General features: G+C 72.8%; 15 protein-coding genes. 7 read left to right on the top strand and 8 right to left on the bottom strand.

What is annotated here, in order from left to right:
* Positions 1 to 18 precede the first annotated feature (18 nt).
* Together O1Q96_RS15300 and O1Q96_RS15295 are read right to left on the bottom strand one after the other, a co-directional pair.
* A complete protein-coding gene (locus O1Q96_RS15300) occupies positions 19 to 411 on the bottom strand; it encodes a DUF3037 domain-containing protein (protein ID WP_269248684.1) in 393 nt (130 codons plus the stop codon).
* Positions 408 to 1,175, bottom strand: coding sequence for a HipA family kinase (locus O1Q96_RS15295; protein ID WP_269248683.1), 768 nt, complete (start codon positions 1,173 to 1,175; stop codon positions 408 to 410). The genes O1Q96_RS15300 and O1Q96_RS15295 overlap by 4 nt, the downstream gene beginning before the upstream one ends.
* A 73-nt stretch (positions 1,176 to 1,248) precedes the next feature.
* Between O1Q96_RS15295 and O1Q96_RS15290 the strand changes: the two genes are divergently transcribed.
* Positions 1,249 to 3,360: a S9 family peptidase gene (locus O1Q96_RS15290; protein WP_269248682.1), complete on the top strand. Its 2,112-nt coding sequence runs from the start codon at positions 1,249 to 1,251 to the stop codon at positions 3,358 to 3,360.
* Positions 3,361 to 3,458: 98 nt separating this feature from the next.
* Complete coding sequence (locus O1Q96_RS15285; RefSeq protein ID WP_269248681.1) at positions 3,459 to 3,938, top strand: Rieske (2Fe-2S) protein; 480 nt, start codon at positions 3,459 to 3,461, stop codon at positions 3,936 to 3,938.
* On the opposite strand, the gene O1Q96_RS15280 is transcribed toward O1Q96_RS15285, so the two are convergent.
* Complete coding sequence (locus O1Q96_RS15280; RefSeq protein WP_269248680.1) at positions 3,925 to 4,575, bottom strand: cysteine hydrolase family protein; 651 nt, start codon at positions 4,573 to 4,575, stop codon at positions 3,925 to 3,927. The two genes, O1Q96_RS15285 and O1Q96_RS15280, sit on opposite strands and share 14 nt — an antisense overlap.
* A gap of 155 nt (positions 4,576 to 4,730) precedes the next feature.
* On the opposite strand from O1Q96_RS15280, the gene O1Q96_RS15275 reads away from it, so the two are divergent.
* Entirely contained in the window at positions 4,731 to 5,198 is a 468-nt protein-coding gene (locus tag O1Q96_RS15275) for a pyridoxamine 5'-phosphate oxidase family protein (protein WP_269248679.1), read from the top strand.
* Positions 5,199 to 5,330: 132 nt separating this feature from the next.
* Here the strand turns inward: O1Q96_RS15275 and O1Q96_RS15270 are convergent, their stop codons facing one another.
* Positions 5,331 to 6,233 carry a LysR family transcriptional regulator gene (locus tag O1Q96_RS15270; RefSeq protein ID WP_269248678.1) on the bottom strand — a complete coding sequence of 301 codons (903 nt, stop codon included), beginning with the start codon at positions 6,231 to 6,233 and terminating at the stop codon, positions 5,331 to 5,333.
* Between the two features lie 74 nt (positions 6,234 to 6,307).
* Between O1Q96_RS15270 and O1Q96_RS15265 the strand changes: the two genes are divergently transcribed.
* A complete protein-coding gene (locus tag O1Q96_RS15265; protein ID WP_419586895.1) occupies positions 6,308 to 7,279 on the top strand; it encodes a DMT family transporter in 972 nt (323 codons plus the stop codon).
* Positions 7,280 to 7,383: 104 nt separating this feature from the next.
* Here the strand turns inward: O1Q96_RS15265 and O1Q96_RS15260 are convergent, their stop codons facing one another.
* Positions 7,384 to 8,715: an aminotransferase class I/II-fold pyridoxal phosphate-dependent enzyme gene (locus O1Q96_RS15260; protein WP_269248676.1), complete on the bottom strand. Its 1,332-nt coding sequence runs from the start codon at positions 8,713 to 8,715 to the stop codon at positions 7,384 to 7,386.
* Positions 8,716 to 8,822: 107 nt separating this feature from the next.
* Here O1Q96_RS15260 and O1Q96_RS15255 point away from each other — a divergent pair, with 107 nt between their 5' ends.
* Both O1Q96_RS15255 and O1Q96_RS15250 read left to right on the top strand, forming a co-directional pair.
* On the top strand, positions 8,823 to 9,500 hold the full coding sequence (locus O1Q96_RS15255) for a pyridoxamine 5'-phosphate oxidase family protein (RefSeq protein ID WP_269248675.1): 678 nt from the start codon (positions 8,823 to 8,825) through the stop codon (positions 9,498 to 9,500).
* Complete coding sequence (locus O1Q96_RS15250; RefSeq protein ID WP_269248674.1) at positions 9,500 to 10,132, top strand: FMN-binding negative transcriptional regulator; 633 nt, start codon at positions 9,500 to 9,502, stop codon at positions 10,130 to 10,132. The genes O1Q96_RS15255 and O1Q96_RS15250 overlap by 1 nt, the downstream gene beginning before the upstream one ends.
* A gap of 64 nt (positions 10,133 to 10,196) precedes the next feature.
* On the opposite strand, the gene O1Q96_RS15245 is transcribed toward O1Q96_RS15250, so the two are convergent.
* The 3 genes from O1Q96_RS15245 to O1Q96_RS15235 form a co-directional block, all read right to left on the bottom strand.
* On the bottom strand, positions 10,197 to 11,216 hold the full coding sequence (locus O1Q96_RS15245; RefSeq protein ID WP_269248673.1) for a DMT family transporter: 1,020 nt from the start codon (positions 11,214 to 11,216) through the stop codon (positions 10,197 to 10,199).
* A 353-nt stretch (positions 11,217 to 11,569) separates the two neighbouring features.
* Complete coding sequence (locus O1Q96_RS15240) at positions 11,570 to 12,637, bottom strand: EamA family transporter (protein WP_269248672.1); 1,068 nt, start codon at positions 12,635 to 12,637, stop codon at positions 11,570 to 11,572.
* Between the two features lie 233 nt (positions 12,638 to 12,870).
* Complete coding sequence (locus tag O1Q96_RS15235) at positions 12,871 to 13,404, bottom strand: Clp protease N-terminal domain-containing protein (RefSeq protein WP_269248671.1); 534 nt, start codon at positions 13,402 to 13,404, stop codon at positions 12,871 to 12,873.
* A gap of 197 nt (positions 13,405 to 13,601) precedes the next feature.
* On the opposite strand from O1Q96_RS15235, the gene O1Q96_RS15230 reads away from it, so the two are divergent.
* Positions 13,602 to 13,790, top strand: a complete 189-nt coding sequence (locus tag O1Q96_RS15230) for a hypothetical protein (RefSeq protein WP_217459888.1) — start codon at positions 13,602 to 13,604, stop codon at positions 13,788 to 13,790.
* Positions 13,791 to 13,943: the final 153 nt, after the last annotated feature.

The raw sequence follows: 13,943 nt of genomic DNA, 5'->3' as shown, positions 1-13,943 counted from the left end.
CCGCGCCCATGTGATCCATTACCTGACCAGCAGGTCGAGCAGCCGCCGCGCCTCGGCCGCGGGATCGGCCGTGAGACCGGTGTGGACGGGCCCCGGCTGCACGACTGTGGAGCGGGGCGCGATCAGCCAGCGAAAGCGCCGCCCGGGGTCGTCGCCCGCGGCCTGTCCCGCCGCCTCGCCCCCGGCGCAGACGCCCTCTACGGCCCGCAGGGCGGCCTGTACTCCCGCCACGTCCGCCTTCGGGTCGAGGGCGCGCAGTTTGGTCTCGTCGAGGTGGGTGTGGGCGGCCACGAAGGACTTCGCGCGGCAGTAGACGAGCACGCCCGCGTTGAAGTACTCCCCTCGTTCGACGCGCGGTACGACGCGCAGCAGCGCGTACTCGTAGACGACGCGGTCGTCGCGCTCGCTCACTTCGTGCCCTCCCGGCCGGTGCGGATGCGCTCGTGAACGGTGGCGGCGCGGGCGAGGAGCGGCTCCGCGTACGCCTGCCGGAGCGCGTCGGCCGACTCGAACCCGGGCTCGTCCCTGAGCCATGCGTCGGGGATCGCGGCGGTCACCTCGGCGAGCAGTTCCGGCGTGACCCGCGACCCCAACTCCCTTGCGGCAGCCGCGATGTCGGGGTCGAAGGGGGCGAGTGCGTGCTCGGAGGCGTCGTAGTGCCTGGCAGCGGAGGCCTGTGCGCCCGGCCAGTTGTGGTGCCAGATCATGGTGGCGCCGTGGTCGATGAGCCACAGATCTCCGTCACGGACCAGCATGTTGGGGTTGCGCCACGACCGGTCGACGTTGTTGACGAGCGCGTCGAACCAGACGACCTTCCCGGCCTCCTCCCGGCTCACCCGGTGGGCGAGGGCGTCGAAGCCGATCGCCCGGGAGAGGAAGTCCATCCCGAGGTTCAGTCCGCCGCTCGACTTGAGCAACTCCTGCACCTCCTGGTCCGGTTCGCCCAGTCCGATGACCGGATCGAGTCCGATCGCGACCAGTCCCGGCACGCGCAGGCCCAGCCGCCGGGCGAGTTCACCGCAGACGACCTCCGCGACGAGGGTCTTGCGGCCCTGTCCCGCGCCGGTGAACTTCATGACGTACGTTTCCAGATCATCGGCCTCGACGAGTCCGGGCAGCGATCCGCCCTCACGCATGGGCGTGATGTAGCGGGTCGCACTGACTTCCTTGAGCATCGCCCCAGGTTACTGGGGCGTTCCCCGTCCGCCCACGCGACGTTCTGCGTCCGTCCGCACGAAGGGACCATCCGTGACCGCAGAGGACCTGCCCCTGCAGTTCGCCCGCACGAAGCGTTTCTCCCTGGGTGTGCCGCGCGGCTTCACCGTCTCGCCCGACGGCGAGCGCGTGCTCTTCGTGCGCACCGCGAGCGGCCGCTCCACGACGGGCCTGCTGTGGCTGCACGAGAACGGCGGGGAGCGGCTGCTCGCCGACCCGCTCGCGCTGGGCGCCGACGGCGAGGTCCCCGAGGCCGAGCGGATCCGCCGCGAGCGGGCCCGCGAGACGAGCGGCGGAATCGTCTCGTACGCCACGGACACGGCCGTCCGTCTGGTTGCGTTCGCTCTCGCGGGCGCCCTGTGGACCGTGCGCACGGACGAGGGCGTCCCGCGCCCGATCCCCACGCGGGGCCCGGTCGTCGCCCCGCGCCCCAGCCCCGACGGCACGCACATCGCGTACGTGAGCGAGGGTGCCCTGTGGGTCGTACGCGCCGACGGCACCGGTGACCGCGCGCTGGCCGAGCCGGAGGGCCCGGAGATCACGTACGGGCTCTCGGACCACGTGTCGTCCGAGTCCCTGGAACGTACGCGGTCGTTCTGGTGGTCGCCGGACGGGAGCGCGCTGCTGGTGGTGCGGGTCGACAACACGCCCGTCCAGCAGTGGTACATCAGCGATCCGGCGCATCCCGAGCGTCCTCCGCGCGCGGTCAGGTATCCGGCCGCGGGCACGGCCAACGCGCGGCTCTCCCTGCATGTCGTGGGCCTCGACGGGGGCCGTGTCGACGTGGCGCTCCCCGAGAAGGCCGAGTCGCATCCGGACGGGGAGTGGACGGACCCGGCCTTCGAGTACGTCGTGCACGCGGGCTGGAGCGAGGCCGCCCCCCTCACCGTCGTACAGACCCGGGACCAGCGCTCGGCGTACCTGCTGCGCGTCGATCCGGCGACCGGCGCGACCACGACACTGCACCATCTCAAGGACGCCGCCTGGCTGGAGTTCGTCCCCGGAACACCCGCCTCCACCACCGCCACCGGTCTCGTCCTCACCACGCAGGAGGGCACCCGCGGGCTGCTGATGACCGCGACCGGGGTGCGCACACCGGAGGGCATGTACGTCCACGAGCTGCTCGGCACGGCGGGCGGCCGGCTCTACTTCATGGCCGCCGAGGAACCGACCGAGGCGCACGTCTGGTCGTACGACCCGGGCAGCGGCTTCGCGCGCCTGACCGACGAGCCGGGCGTGCACCACGCCGCCGTCGGGGGCGGCACCGTCGTGCTGGACAGTCTCACGCCCGACGGCCGAACGGTCACGGTGCTGCGGGACGGCGTCCCGGCCGGACGGATCCAGGTGCTGGCCGAGCGGCCCGTGACCCGGCCGCGCCCCCGCTTCCTGACGCTCGGCGAGCGGGAGCTGCGCGCGGCGCTGTACCTGCCGGAGTCGTACGAACCGGGTGCGCGCCGGCTCCCCGTCATCGTGCACTCGTACTCCGGGCCGGGCGCGCAGAAGGTCGTGAAGGCGGCCATGTGGCACCACCCCGTGAACCAGTGGTTCGCCGACCAGGGGTTCGCGGTGCTGGCGGTCGACGGGCGCGGCACCCCGGGGCGTGACCGGGCCTGGGAGACCGCCATCCACGGCGACCAGCTGATGCCGGTGATCGAGGACCAGGCGGACGCCGTACGCGCCGCCGCGGAGCTCTTCCCGGAGCTGGACACCGGCCGTGTGGCCATCCGCGGCTGGTCCTTCGGCGGCTATCTCGCGGCGGGGGCCGTACTGCACCGGCCCGACGTGTTCCACGCGGCCGTCGCGGGCGCGGCGCCGACCGATCTGCGGCTGTACGACACGCACTGGAAAGAACGGTTCCTGGGGCATCCGGACGTACAGCCGGACCACTACGAACGCTGCTCCCTGGTGGCGCACGCCCACAAGCTCACGCGCCCCCTGATGCTCGTCCACGGTATGGCCGACGACAACGTGGCGCCCGCACACATGCTGCGGTTCTCGGCGGCGCTGCTCGCGGCGGGCCGACCGCACACCGTGCTCCCGCTGGCAGGGGAGACGCACCTGGTCGCACAGGAAGGCGTGATAGACACCCTGCTCCGGCTCGATCTCGATTTCATCAAGAAGTCGCTCGATCACCGGACCGTCTGAACCATGTGGATGACCTTCCCGTACCTCTAGTCGGATCAAGGCACATCCGCACACACGCGCATCTGAACATCTGCACATCTGTGGAAGGGACCGCCACTATGTCCAGCGAATCGCTTCAGCCTGCTCCCGCAGTCTGTCGTCGCACCCTCCTGGCGGCGCTGGGCGGGGCCGGTATCGCCGCCACGCTGACCGCCTGCGGAGGCTCCGACGACAGTTCGTCGGGCTCCTCCGACACGTCGACCGGCTCGTCCGGATCCACCGGCTCGTCCGGATCCACCGGATCCGCGGGGGGTGCGGCGCTCGCCAAGACCAGCGACATCCCGGAGGGCGGCGGCAAGGTGTTCGCCGATCAGTCGGTGGTCGTCACCCAGCCGACGGCCGGGGAGTTCAAGGCCTTCTCGACGGTGTGCCCGCACCAGAAGCAGCGCGTGAACAGTGTGGACAACGGCCTCATCACCTGCCCCGCCCACGGCAGCCAGTTCAGCGTCACGGACGGCAGCGTCGAGAAGGGCCCCGCGACCAGCGGGCTGACCGCGGCCAAGATCACCGTGTCCGGGGACTCGATCACGCTCGCCTGACCGGGCGGGTCTGCTCGAGGCAGGCCAGCACCTCGTCCGTGGTGGTGATGGTGGCCACCAGGGCGAGCGTGTTGCGGATCATCACGGGGGTGTAGTCCGCCGGCACGCCCGCGATGGCGTCCCCGGGGACCACGGCGGTGTAGCCGCGGTTCACGGCGTCGAACACCGTGTTGGGCACGGCCACGTTGGCGGAGACCCCGGTCACGACGAGGGTGCGACAGCCCAGGTTGCGCAGCAGTGCGTCGAGGTCGGTACCTGCGAGGGGCGACAGGCCGTGCAGGCGGCGTACGACGAGGTCCTCCTCGGCCACCTCGACCGGTGGCGCGACCCGGACCGCGGTGGTGCCCCTCAGCTGCTGGACCGGCAGACGTCCGGCCGCGCGGAACAGCCGGGCGTTGTGGTTAGCGCCGCGGCCGTCGGGACGGCGCTCGGCGATCGCGTGCACCACCTGTACGCCGCTCTCGTGGGCCGCGTCCACGAGGCGGGCGACGCGGGTCAGCGCGCCCGAGGCGCGGGCCGCCTCGGCGAGTTCCGGCAGCGCGCTGTCCGGGCCGACGACACCCTGCTGGCACTCGACGGTCAGCAGGGCCGTGGTCGCGGGATCGAGGAGTTCGCGGAGTTCTTCGTACGACGGCATGGGCTCCCCTGTCGCAAGCGGTCTTCGGGTCGGCCGGAACCGCGCCGCCCGACCGGCGGTGGCGGGCGAGCGTAGCCACCATTGCGTACGGACGGAAGACGGACCATGCTTTCCTGACGAAGCGTCAGACATGATGTCGGGGAAGAGGGAACCGTATGGCCGCCACTCAGCGCCGGGGCCGAAGGATCATGATGACTCCCGAGGAGCTGGACGAGTTCCTCACCGCCCAGCGCACCTGTCGCGTCGCGACCGTCACCGCCGACGGCGCTCCGCACGTCAGCACGCTGTGGTTCGCCTGGGACGGCAAGTCGCTCTGGCTGTACTCGATCACCCGGAGCAAGCGATGGGCCGACCTGCGACGCGATCCCCGGGTGGCCGTCGTCGTCGACACGGGTGAGGAGTACGACGAGCTGCGGGGCGTCGAGCTGTCGGGCTCGGTGGAGTTCGTCGGCGAGGTGCCGCGCACCGGCGAGCCGTTCCCCGAACTCGACGCCGTGGAGCGGTTGTTCGCCCGTAAGAACTTCGGCCTGGACGAGATGCCGCACGACGGCAGACACGCCTGGATGCGGCTGACGCCGGAGGCGACGGCCTCATGGGACTTCCGCAAGCTCGCCTCGCCGTGACGGGAGGGGCGCGGGCGGCACTGGCGTCGCCCGCTCTCCCCGCGCCCCGGCCCGCATCCCCGGCCCGCGATCTGCGGCGCGCCGCGTCGCCGGGTGTGCGCGCGTGCCACTCACCGGTGGCGGCGGGCCGGCTCACCCGACCGCCGAGCCCGCCTTCCGCAGCGCGTCCGCGACCGCCCGGATCGACGGGCGGCGGTCGGCGTCCGCCCGCCACACCGCGTAGACGTGCCTGGTGACCCGGTGCCGCACCGGGACCGTCCGTACGCCCGCCGGCACCGGGCCGCGCCCGAGCCGGGGCGCGACGCACACCCCGAGCCCCGCCGCGACCAGCGCGAGCTGCGTGTGATGCTCCTCCGCGCGGTGCGCGATCACCGGCTCGATCCCCTTGCCGCGCAGGGTGAAGAGCAGCCACTCGTGGCAGAACTCGCCCTCCTCCCAGGCGATCCACTCGTCGTCGGCCAGGTCCTCGAGGTCCACCTCGGAACGGTCGGCGAGGGGGTGCCCCGCGGGCATCGCCACATCGGTGGGGTCGTCGAGGAGAGAGGCCTTGACCAGCCCTTCGGGCATGGGCAACGGCTTGTTGTACCAGTCGAGCACGACGGCCAGGTCGATGTCGCCGCGCAGTACCCCGGCGACCCCGCCCTCCGGCTCCAGCTCGCGGGAGCGCACCCGCAGTCCGGGATGCTCGGACCGCAGCGCGGCCAGCGCGGCGGGGAACAGCCCGCGCGCCGCCGTCGGGAACGCGGACATCCGCAGCTCACCCACCACCTGCCCGCGCTGTGCCTCCAGGTCGGACTGGGCGAGCTCGACCTGGGACAGGATGCGCGCGGCGTGGTCGGCGAGCAGCCGCCCGGCGTCGGTGAGCCTCACCCCCCGCCCGTTCTTCGCGAGCAGTTGCTGCCCGACCTCCCGCTCCAGCTTGGACATCTGCTGGGAGACCGCGGAGGTCGTCACGTGCAACCCGTCGGCCGCGCCGCTCACCGAGCCGTGCCGGGCGAGGGCGTCGAGCGTGCGCAGGCGCTCCAGATTCAACATGTAAGCAAGACTACGAGATACCGTCCGAGAAATCTCGCTTGTTCTACGAGATCGTCTCCGTCATCGTGAAACGCATGAGCGCCCCGACCGAGCCCCGGACCCCCCTTCCCACCTCCCCCGACGCCCCTGCGGTGTCGTCCCGGGACACCGCGTTCCACCTCCGCCCGGCCCTCGACTGGCGCCTGCGGTTCGGCGCGCTCTCCCTCGTCTGGGGTTTCAGCTTCCTTCTGATCAAGGTGGGTACGGATGGGTACGCGCCGTTCCAGGTGACGCTCGGCCGGTTGCTGTTCGGGACGATGGTGCTCGCCGCCGCGATGGCCTGGAAGCGCGAGCGCCTGCCGCGCGGTGCACGCACCTGGGGACATCTGGCGGTCGCGGCCCTGCTCCTCAACGCGCTGCCGTTCTCCCTGTTCGCGTACTCCGAACTCACGATCCCGTCCACGCTGGCGGGGATCTGCAACGCGACCTCGCCCCTGTGGGGCATGGCCCTGTCGATGGTCGCCCTCTCCGAGGACCGGCCCACCCGCCGCCGCGTGGCGGGCCTCGGCATCGGGTTCGTCGGCGTGCTGACGGTGCTCGGCGCCTGGCAGGGTTTCCAGGGCCTGGACGCCGCCGGCACCACGATGGCGTTGCTGGCCTCGCTCAGTTACCCGATCGGCTGGATCTACGTCCGCCGCACGCTGGCCGGCTCCCGTGAGTCCAACCTGTCGTTGACAGGAGCCCAGTTGCTGATCGCGACGGTCCAACTGGCCGTCGTGACACCGCTGTTCACCGAAGTGCCGACCCGGTTCGCGCTCGTACCGCTGCTCGCGGTGATCGCGCTGGGCGCCCTCGGCACGGGCCTGGCGGTCCTCATCCAGTACGGCCTGGTCGCCGAGATCGGCCCGACCACGGCCCAGATGGTCACGTACTTCATCCCGGTCATCGCCACCGCCGCCGGTGTCGCGATCCTCGGCGAATCACTGACCTGGTCGACGCCGGTGGGTGCCGTCATCGTGCTGGCGGGCGCGGCACTCACCCAGTCCGGGCCCAGGACCTCGCCGTAGGTCCGGGACCTCGCCCGGCTCCGTGCCGGACCCTCGCCGCCGGACGCCCCAAGCCGACGGCCAGAGGTCGAGGGCCGCAGGTCGGGGGCGGAGGCGGGCGCCGGTCAGACGTACCGCCGTGCGGGCGCGGGCCCCACCGCGGCGGCGATCGCGTCCGCCATCGACCCGGCCTCGTCCACTCCGAGTGTCGACACGGTGATCCGCAGCCCGGGCGGCGCGCCCGTCCGGAAGCGGGCCCCAGGCGCCACGGCCCAGCCGGAGTGCAACAGCCGCGCGACGGCACCGGTCTCGTCCGGTACGGGCACCCACACGTTCATGCCACTGCGCCCGCGCGCCTCGATCCCACGCTCCGCGAGCGCGCCGATCAGCGCGTCCCGGCGCCGCCCGTAGGCCACGGCCACGGCCCGGCTGTCCACCTCGCCGCCCTCCCACAGGTGCACGACGGCCCTCTGCAGCAGTCGGCTCACCCAGCCCGGCCCCAGCCGCTGCCGCCCCTGGACCCGGTCCAGGGTCTCGGTGTCGCCGGTGACCACGGCCAGCCGCAGGTCGGGCCCGTACGCCTTGGCGACCGAGCGCAGCAGCACCCAGTGCCGGGTCACCCCGGCCAGCGGATGCAGCGGCAGGTCGACGATGCGGTGCCCGTGGTCGTCCTCGATGAGCAGGGTCTCCGGGTACTCCTCGAGGACGGCACGGAGGGCACGCGCGCGCGTGGCGCTCACCGCTGCGCCCGTCGGGTTCTGCGCCCGGTCGGTGACGATCAGGGCCCGCGCACCGCCCGCCAGGACGGCTCGTACGTCGTCGGTCAGCGGCCCTTCGTCGTCGACGCCGACCGGCACGGCCCGCAGCCCGAGGGCCGGGACCAGGTCGAGCACGCTGTGCCAGCCCGGATCCTCGACCGCGACCGCGTCCCCGGGCCTGAGGTGGGCGCTCAGCACCCGCTCGATGGCGTCGAGCGATCCCGAGGTGACGACGACCGGCCCCTCCGGGACCCCGTCCGCGTCCATGTCGGCGCGGGCCGCCCGCGCCAGCTCCGGGTCCACGCCCGCCTCTCCGTACAGCACGGGCCTGCGGTCGGAGAGTTCCGCGGCGGCCGCCAACGCCTTGGCGAGCGAGGGCAGCAGGGCAGGGTCCGGGTTGCCGTCGGACAGGTTGCGCGCCCCGGGCGGTACGTCCGGACGGGCCAGCTCACGAGCGGTCGTCACCGGCTTGGGGCGCACACGGCTGCCGCGCCGGCCCGCGGTCTCGATGACCCCCCGCTCCCGCAGCGTGCGGTAGGCGGCCGCGACGGTGTTGGGATTCACACCCAGCCGGTCCGCCAACTCCCGCATGGGCGGCAGCACTTGACCGGGCTCCAGCTCCCCCGACCCCACCGCTCGCTCGACACTGGCCGCAATCTCGACTGCGCGTCTTCCTTCGATCCGATACTCTCCTAGCACAAAGCAGAGTATGCACTAGTGCAATACGGGGCGCAAGGCGAGCACGGCGCGCCCGAGCCCACCGCGCACCTGCGAGAACAGATGACGACGCTGACCTGGAGAGCACCATGACGGAGACGGCCGCCCCGCACCCCGCCACCTACACCCCGACCGACCGCACCGTCCCCACCCGCTCCCGGGACCGCGCCGCGTACGACCACGAGATGGTGCACTCGATACTCGACGAGGGGTACGTGGGCCATCTCGGCTTCGTCCGGGACGGGGCGCCGGTCGTGCTTCCCACGCTGTACGGACGGGTCGGCGAGCGGCTCTACGTGCACGGCTCGACGGGTTCGCGTCCGCTGCGGATGGCGGGACAGGCCGACCCGGGGCTGCCGGTCTGCCTCACGGTCACGCACGTCGACGGGCTGGTGCTGGCCCGCTCGGCGTTCCACCACTCGATCAACTACCGCTCGGTGGTGGTGCACGGCGTGGCGCACCAGGTGACGGACCCGGACGAGAAGCGGGAGGCGTTGGACGCGCTGGTCGACCACGTGGTGCCCGGCCGCTCGTACGACTCCCGGCCCGCCAACGCCAAGGAGCTGGCCGCCACCGCCGTACTGCGCCTGGACCTCGCCGAGGTCTCCGCCAAGCTGCGCACCGGCGGGCCGAACGACGAACCCGAGGACCTCGGGCTGCGCCACTGGACCGGCGTCCTCCCGGTCCGCACGAGCTACGGAGCTCCCGTGGCGGCCGACGACCTGGCGCCCGGCATCGAGGTGCCCGACTACCTGACGACGCTCTGATGCTCATTCATCCCTGGGACGCGTCCCTCGACGACGCCGAGTGGCAGCAGTGGCTGGCCGTCCACGACTTCGGCCAGCTCGCGGTGAACGGCCTGCCCGGTGAGCCGCCGCACGTCCAGCCCGTCCACTTCGTCCACGACGCCGAGCGCGGTGAGGTCCTCGCCCACCTGGCCCGCCCGAGCCCGCTGTGGCCCGCGCTCCGGGCCGATCCGCTCGTGACGCTGAGCGTGGTCGACGACTACGTGTTCGTGCCGGGCCCCTGGCAGGCTCCGCCCGACGCCCCGTCGGACCACGGCACCCCGACGAGCTTCTACGCCGCCGTCCAGCTCCGCTGCACCGCCCACGTGGTGGACGACCCCGCGGAGAAGGCCGAGCTCCTCAACCGCCAGGTCGGCCACTTCCAGCCGGAGGGCGGCTCGGCCGGCGTGGCCGTCGGGGAGGACCCGTACGGCCGGCTGCTGTCCGGGATTCGCGGCCTGCGGCTCGAAGTGACCGACGTACGGGCGAAGTTCAAGTACGCCAGCCACCGGTCGGAGGAAATCCAGAACCGTGTCGCGGACGAACTGTCCGAGAGGGACGGTCCCGGGGACGCGGCGGCGCGAGCGCATCTGCTGAGGCGGCGCCGGGCCTGACACCGGGTCTCCCCGTGAATGACCGTGCCGCGCGGGCCCTACAGGGGTGGGCCCGCGCGGCTGGTCATACGCGCTCGCCGAGTCCGGGGTCCTGCGACCCGCGGGCATCGTGGAGACGCGGACGGAGCGGCGCCGGTGCCTGCTCGGGCACTGTCCCGGCGGTCCCCGTGCCCCGCGCTTCGGCGACCGCGAGCCCCGCGACCGATCCGAGCATCAGCAGCGTGCCCGCGACGGTCGGCGCGGTGATCCGCTCGCCGAGCAGCCCGACGGCGAGCACCGCCGCGCTCACGGGTTCGAGGAGCATGATCACGGAGACGGTGGCCGAGCGGACGACGGCCGCGCCGGCGAAGTACAGGGCGTAGGCGAGGGCGGTCGGGACAGCCGCGACGAACGCCAGCAGCGCGACGACCCTGACAGGTTCGGCGGTGTGCGGTACCAGTCCCTCGACGAGGGCGAACGGCAGCAGGCACAAGGTCGTGACGGCGAACGCCCCCACGGTGCCGGCCGACGCGTCGACCCCACCGCCACGCCCCCACCAGCGGGTCAGCAACGTCATGACGGAGTAGCCGACGGCGGAGACGACCGCGAGCGCGATCCCCCACGGCCGGACCGTCGCGCCCCCGCCGCCGAGCACCAGCACCGCGAGCCCGGCGAGGGCCCCGGCGACGGCGGCGTATCCGGCCCGTCCGAGCCGCTCTCCCATGGTCAGCCGCGCTCCGAGCGCGATGAGCACAGGCCCGGCGCCGAGGGTGACGACGGTGGCCACCGCCAGTCCGGTGGCCTCGACGGCGGCGAAGTACGCGGTCTGGAAGACCGCCAGCCCGACGCCCGTGGCGCCGGTCCGCAGCAGGCGCGTACGCAGCCGGGGCCGTACGCGAGGGCATGCCCGGCGTCGCAGCGACCGGACGGCGAGCAGCAGGGCCAGGCCGCCCGCGCAGCGCCAGAAGGACAAAGCGACGGGACCCATGTCGCTCGAGCGGTAGACGAGCGCGGCGACCGCGCCCGCGGTGCCCCAGGCGGCGCCCGCGACGGTCAGGTAGAGGAGGCCTCGCCCGAGGGGCAGGCCGGAGACGGCATTCGACACGTGTTCTCTCCGCAGATCCGCAGAAGTTCGGGAAAGGACCACGTCCCGCGCCGTACGGACAGCACGTCAGCCACGTCGGCGGCGTGCGCCGCCGCGAAACGGGCGGACGTCACGCGCGGCAGGCGGCACGAACACGGCGATCACCACGAGCACGGCGGTAGCCACGGAGATGGCAGTCGATGTGAACGCGACGTCGCCGAGAGCACGGCTGTCGCTTCGGCACGGAGGGTCCTCGGACTTCGTCCGCGGGCAGCACCGGCGCGCCCGGCCGGTGGCCGGGCGAGGGTTCCGGACGGCCCGCTCAGGCGGCCGGAGGCGGAAGAACGAGAGCGTTCGAATGCATGATCAGCACCCTAGAGCGCGGTTCCCCGTCCCGACAACTCCCTTTCGGTGTCCCCCGCGGCACGCGCCCCGGGTTCCTGCGAGCCCTTCCCCGCCCCCGGTTCCTGCGGTGTCCGCGAAGCCTCCGCCGGTGTCTGCGAGGTCTTGGCCTGCGTGGAGGTCTGCGCGATGAAGGCGCCGCACAGCACGACCGCGCCGCCGATGATCTGGGGCGCCGAGAGGTGCTCGCCGAGCAGGACCCAGGCGAGCACGGTCGCGACGACCGCCTCCAGGCACGCCACGACTCCCGCCACCTGGGGCGAGAGCCTGCGCACCGACAGGACGCCGGTCACGTAGGCGACGACGGTCGCGATCAGCACGATCCAGCCCAGCAGCAACGAGGCCGCGACGGCCGTTCCGTCCATGTCCGCACGGCCCGCGAGGACCGACCAGTCCATGCCCCACGGCCGCGCGACGACCGTCAGGACCAGCGCACCGACGAGCAGTCCGTACGCGATGACGCCGAGCGGGGCCGGCGCCTCCTCGCCCGCGTCGCTGCCCTGGTCGGACAGGACGAAGTAGCCGACCTGGCAGCATGCGGCGCCGAGTGCGAGCAGCAGTCCGAGGACATCGAAGCTCAGCCCCGCCCACACTTCCACGACGCAGGCGAGACCGCCGACGGCGAGGACCACCCCGAGGGCGGCGGCACGGGTGACGGGCCGGCGTTGCACGAACCGCACCCAGCCGAGGACCAGCGCCGGCGCGAGGTACTCGACGAGCAGCGCGACCCCGACGGGTATCCGGGAGATCGAGGCGAAGTAGAAGGCCTGGACGCCGGCGACGGCCAGCAGGCCGAATCCGGCGAGCAGCGCGGGGTGTTCGCGCACCAGCCGCCGGTGGCGCACGGCCAACGGCAGCATGACCAGCGCGGCGCCCGCGACGCGCAGCCACACCACATGCAGGGGGTCGAGGCCCGCCTCGATCAACGGCTTGGCGGCGACACCGGATCCACCGAACGCCACCGCGGACCCGAGCGCGAGCCCCAGCCCGACGCCCCTGCCGCGGTTGCCCTGACTGCTCTCTGACGTATGCACCGGCACATGATGACAGGCGACGACATGAGCGTCACCCCCATTGACACCTGTCTCATCGACTGGACGGGCCGGCTCCCGGCACGTCGAAGCACCGGAGTGGGCGTTCCAGGACTGGGTGTTCCAAGCGGGCATGCCGTACGGGCGCATCGGGACCGGCCCCACCCGGCTCTGAGCGCCGGTGCCCGGGGCGCGCCCCGGCGAGCACGTGGGCCGGTTCGGAGTTCTCGGGCCGGAGAACCTCAGGCCTCGACGCCCCGACCGGCCGCACCGTCCAGGCGCGCCAGCAGTTCCCGCACGTCGACCCCCGCGCGCCCCAGCACCTCCACGGCCCGCGACTCAGGTTCGGTGATGAGCGCGGCGAGCAGGTCGACTCCTTCCGCGAGCAGGTCACCCCGCCGCGTGGCGCGCTCGTACGCGGCCGTCATGACCGCGGCCGCCACCGGCGACCACCCGTCGCCGGTCACCGTCGGCACGGCTCCCGAGTCCTCGACGGAGCCCTGCCAGCGGAGGCCGTACCCGATGCTGCGCTGCACGAGGTAGCCGAGCAGGCGGGCGATCTGCGGGCCGCCTCCGAAGAGCTCGCGCACTTCGGGGTCCGACTCCAGGAGCGTGTGCAGCAGATGAGCCGTGTCGATCTGCCGGTCCCCGTCCCGCAGCGCCCGTCTGCGCGCTCCGGCGACCACGGCTGCCAGCGCCGCGCCGATCCGGGCGTCCGCGTCCACGCCGACCGAGCCTCGCTCGGTGGCCTGCTGATGGGGGGTACGGTGTTGCACATCCCCCACCTCATCAGCTGCCCGGCGTCCGGTCATCCTCGTGAGGAAGCATTTTCGCGTCCGGCGCAGGGTGTGCGCCGGTAGCCGCTCCCTCCTCCTTACGGATGACACCGCGCCGCTTCCGCCTCGGGGGCGTGCGCCACTCGGGCCCGCGCCCCCAGCGCAACCACGTCGCTCGGGCGCTCGTCCACAGGGACATGGAGAGCAGGTGCTGGCTGGTGGCCCTGCCGTCGGTCGACGGCAGACAGTACGTGTACCGGGTCTACGCCCCTGAGGACGCACTGCTCGCCGACCTGTTCTGGGAGGCGTGGCACTGCCACGACGAAGGCCCCTTCCCGCGCGCGTGGGACCTGTTCGACGCGGCGGTGATACGGCGCGTCGGCTGAGCGGAGTCGCCGCGCGTCACCGCTCGCGGCGGCAACGGCCTCCCCATTTCCTGACGGTTCATCAGTATTGAATGTTCAGGCCCCTGCGGCTACGTTCCGCGACACCGTAGGCAGCTGCGCCCGGCGCAGCGCCCGAGACGAAGGGGTGGCCGC

Origin of the sequence: Streptomyces aurantiacus (genome assembly GCF_027107535.1) — a bacterium.
Taxonomy (GTDB): domain Bacteria; phylum Actinomycetota; class Actinomycetes; order Streptomycetales; family Streptomycetaceae; genus Streptomyces.
This window is presented reverse-complemented; position numbering and strand designations above follow the sequence as displayed.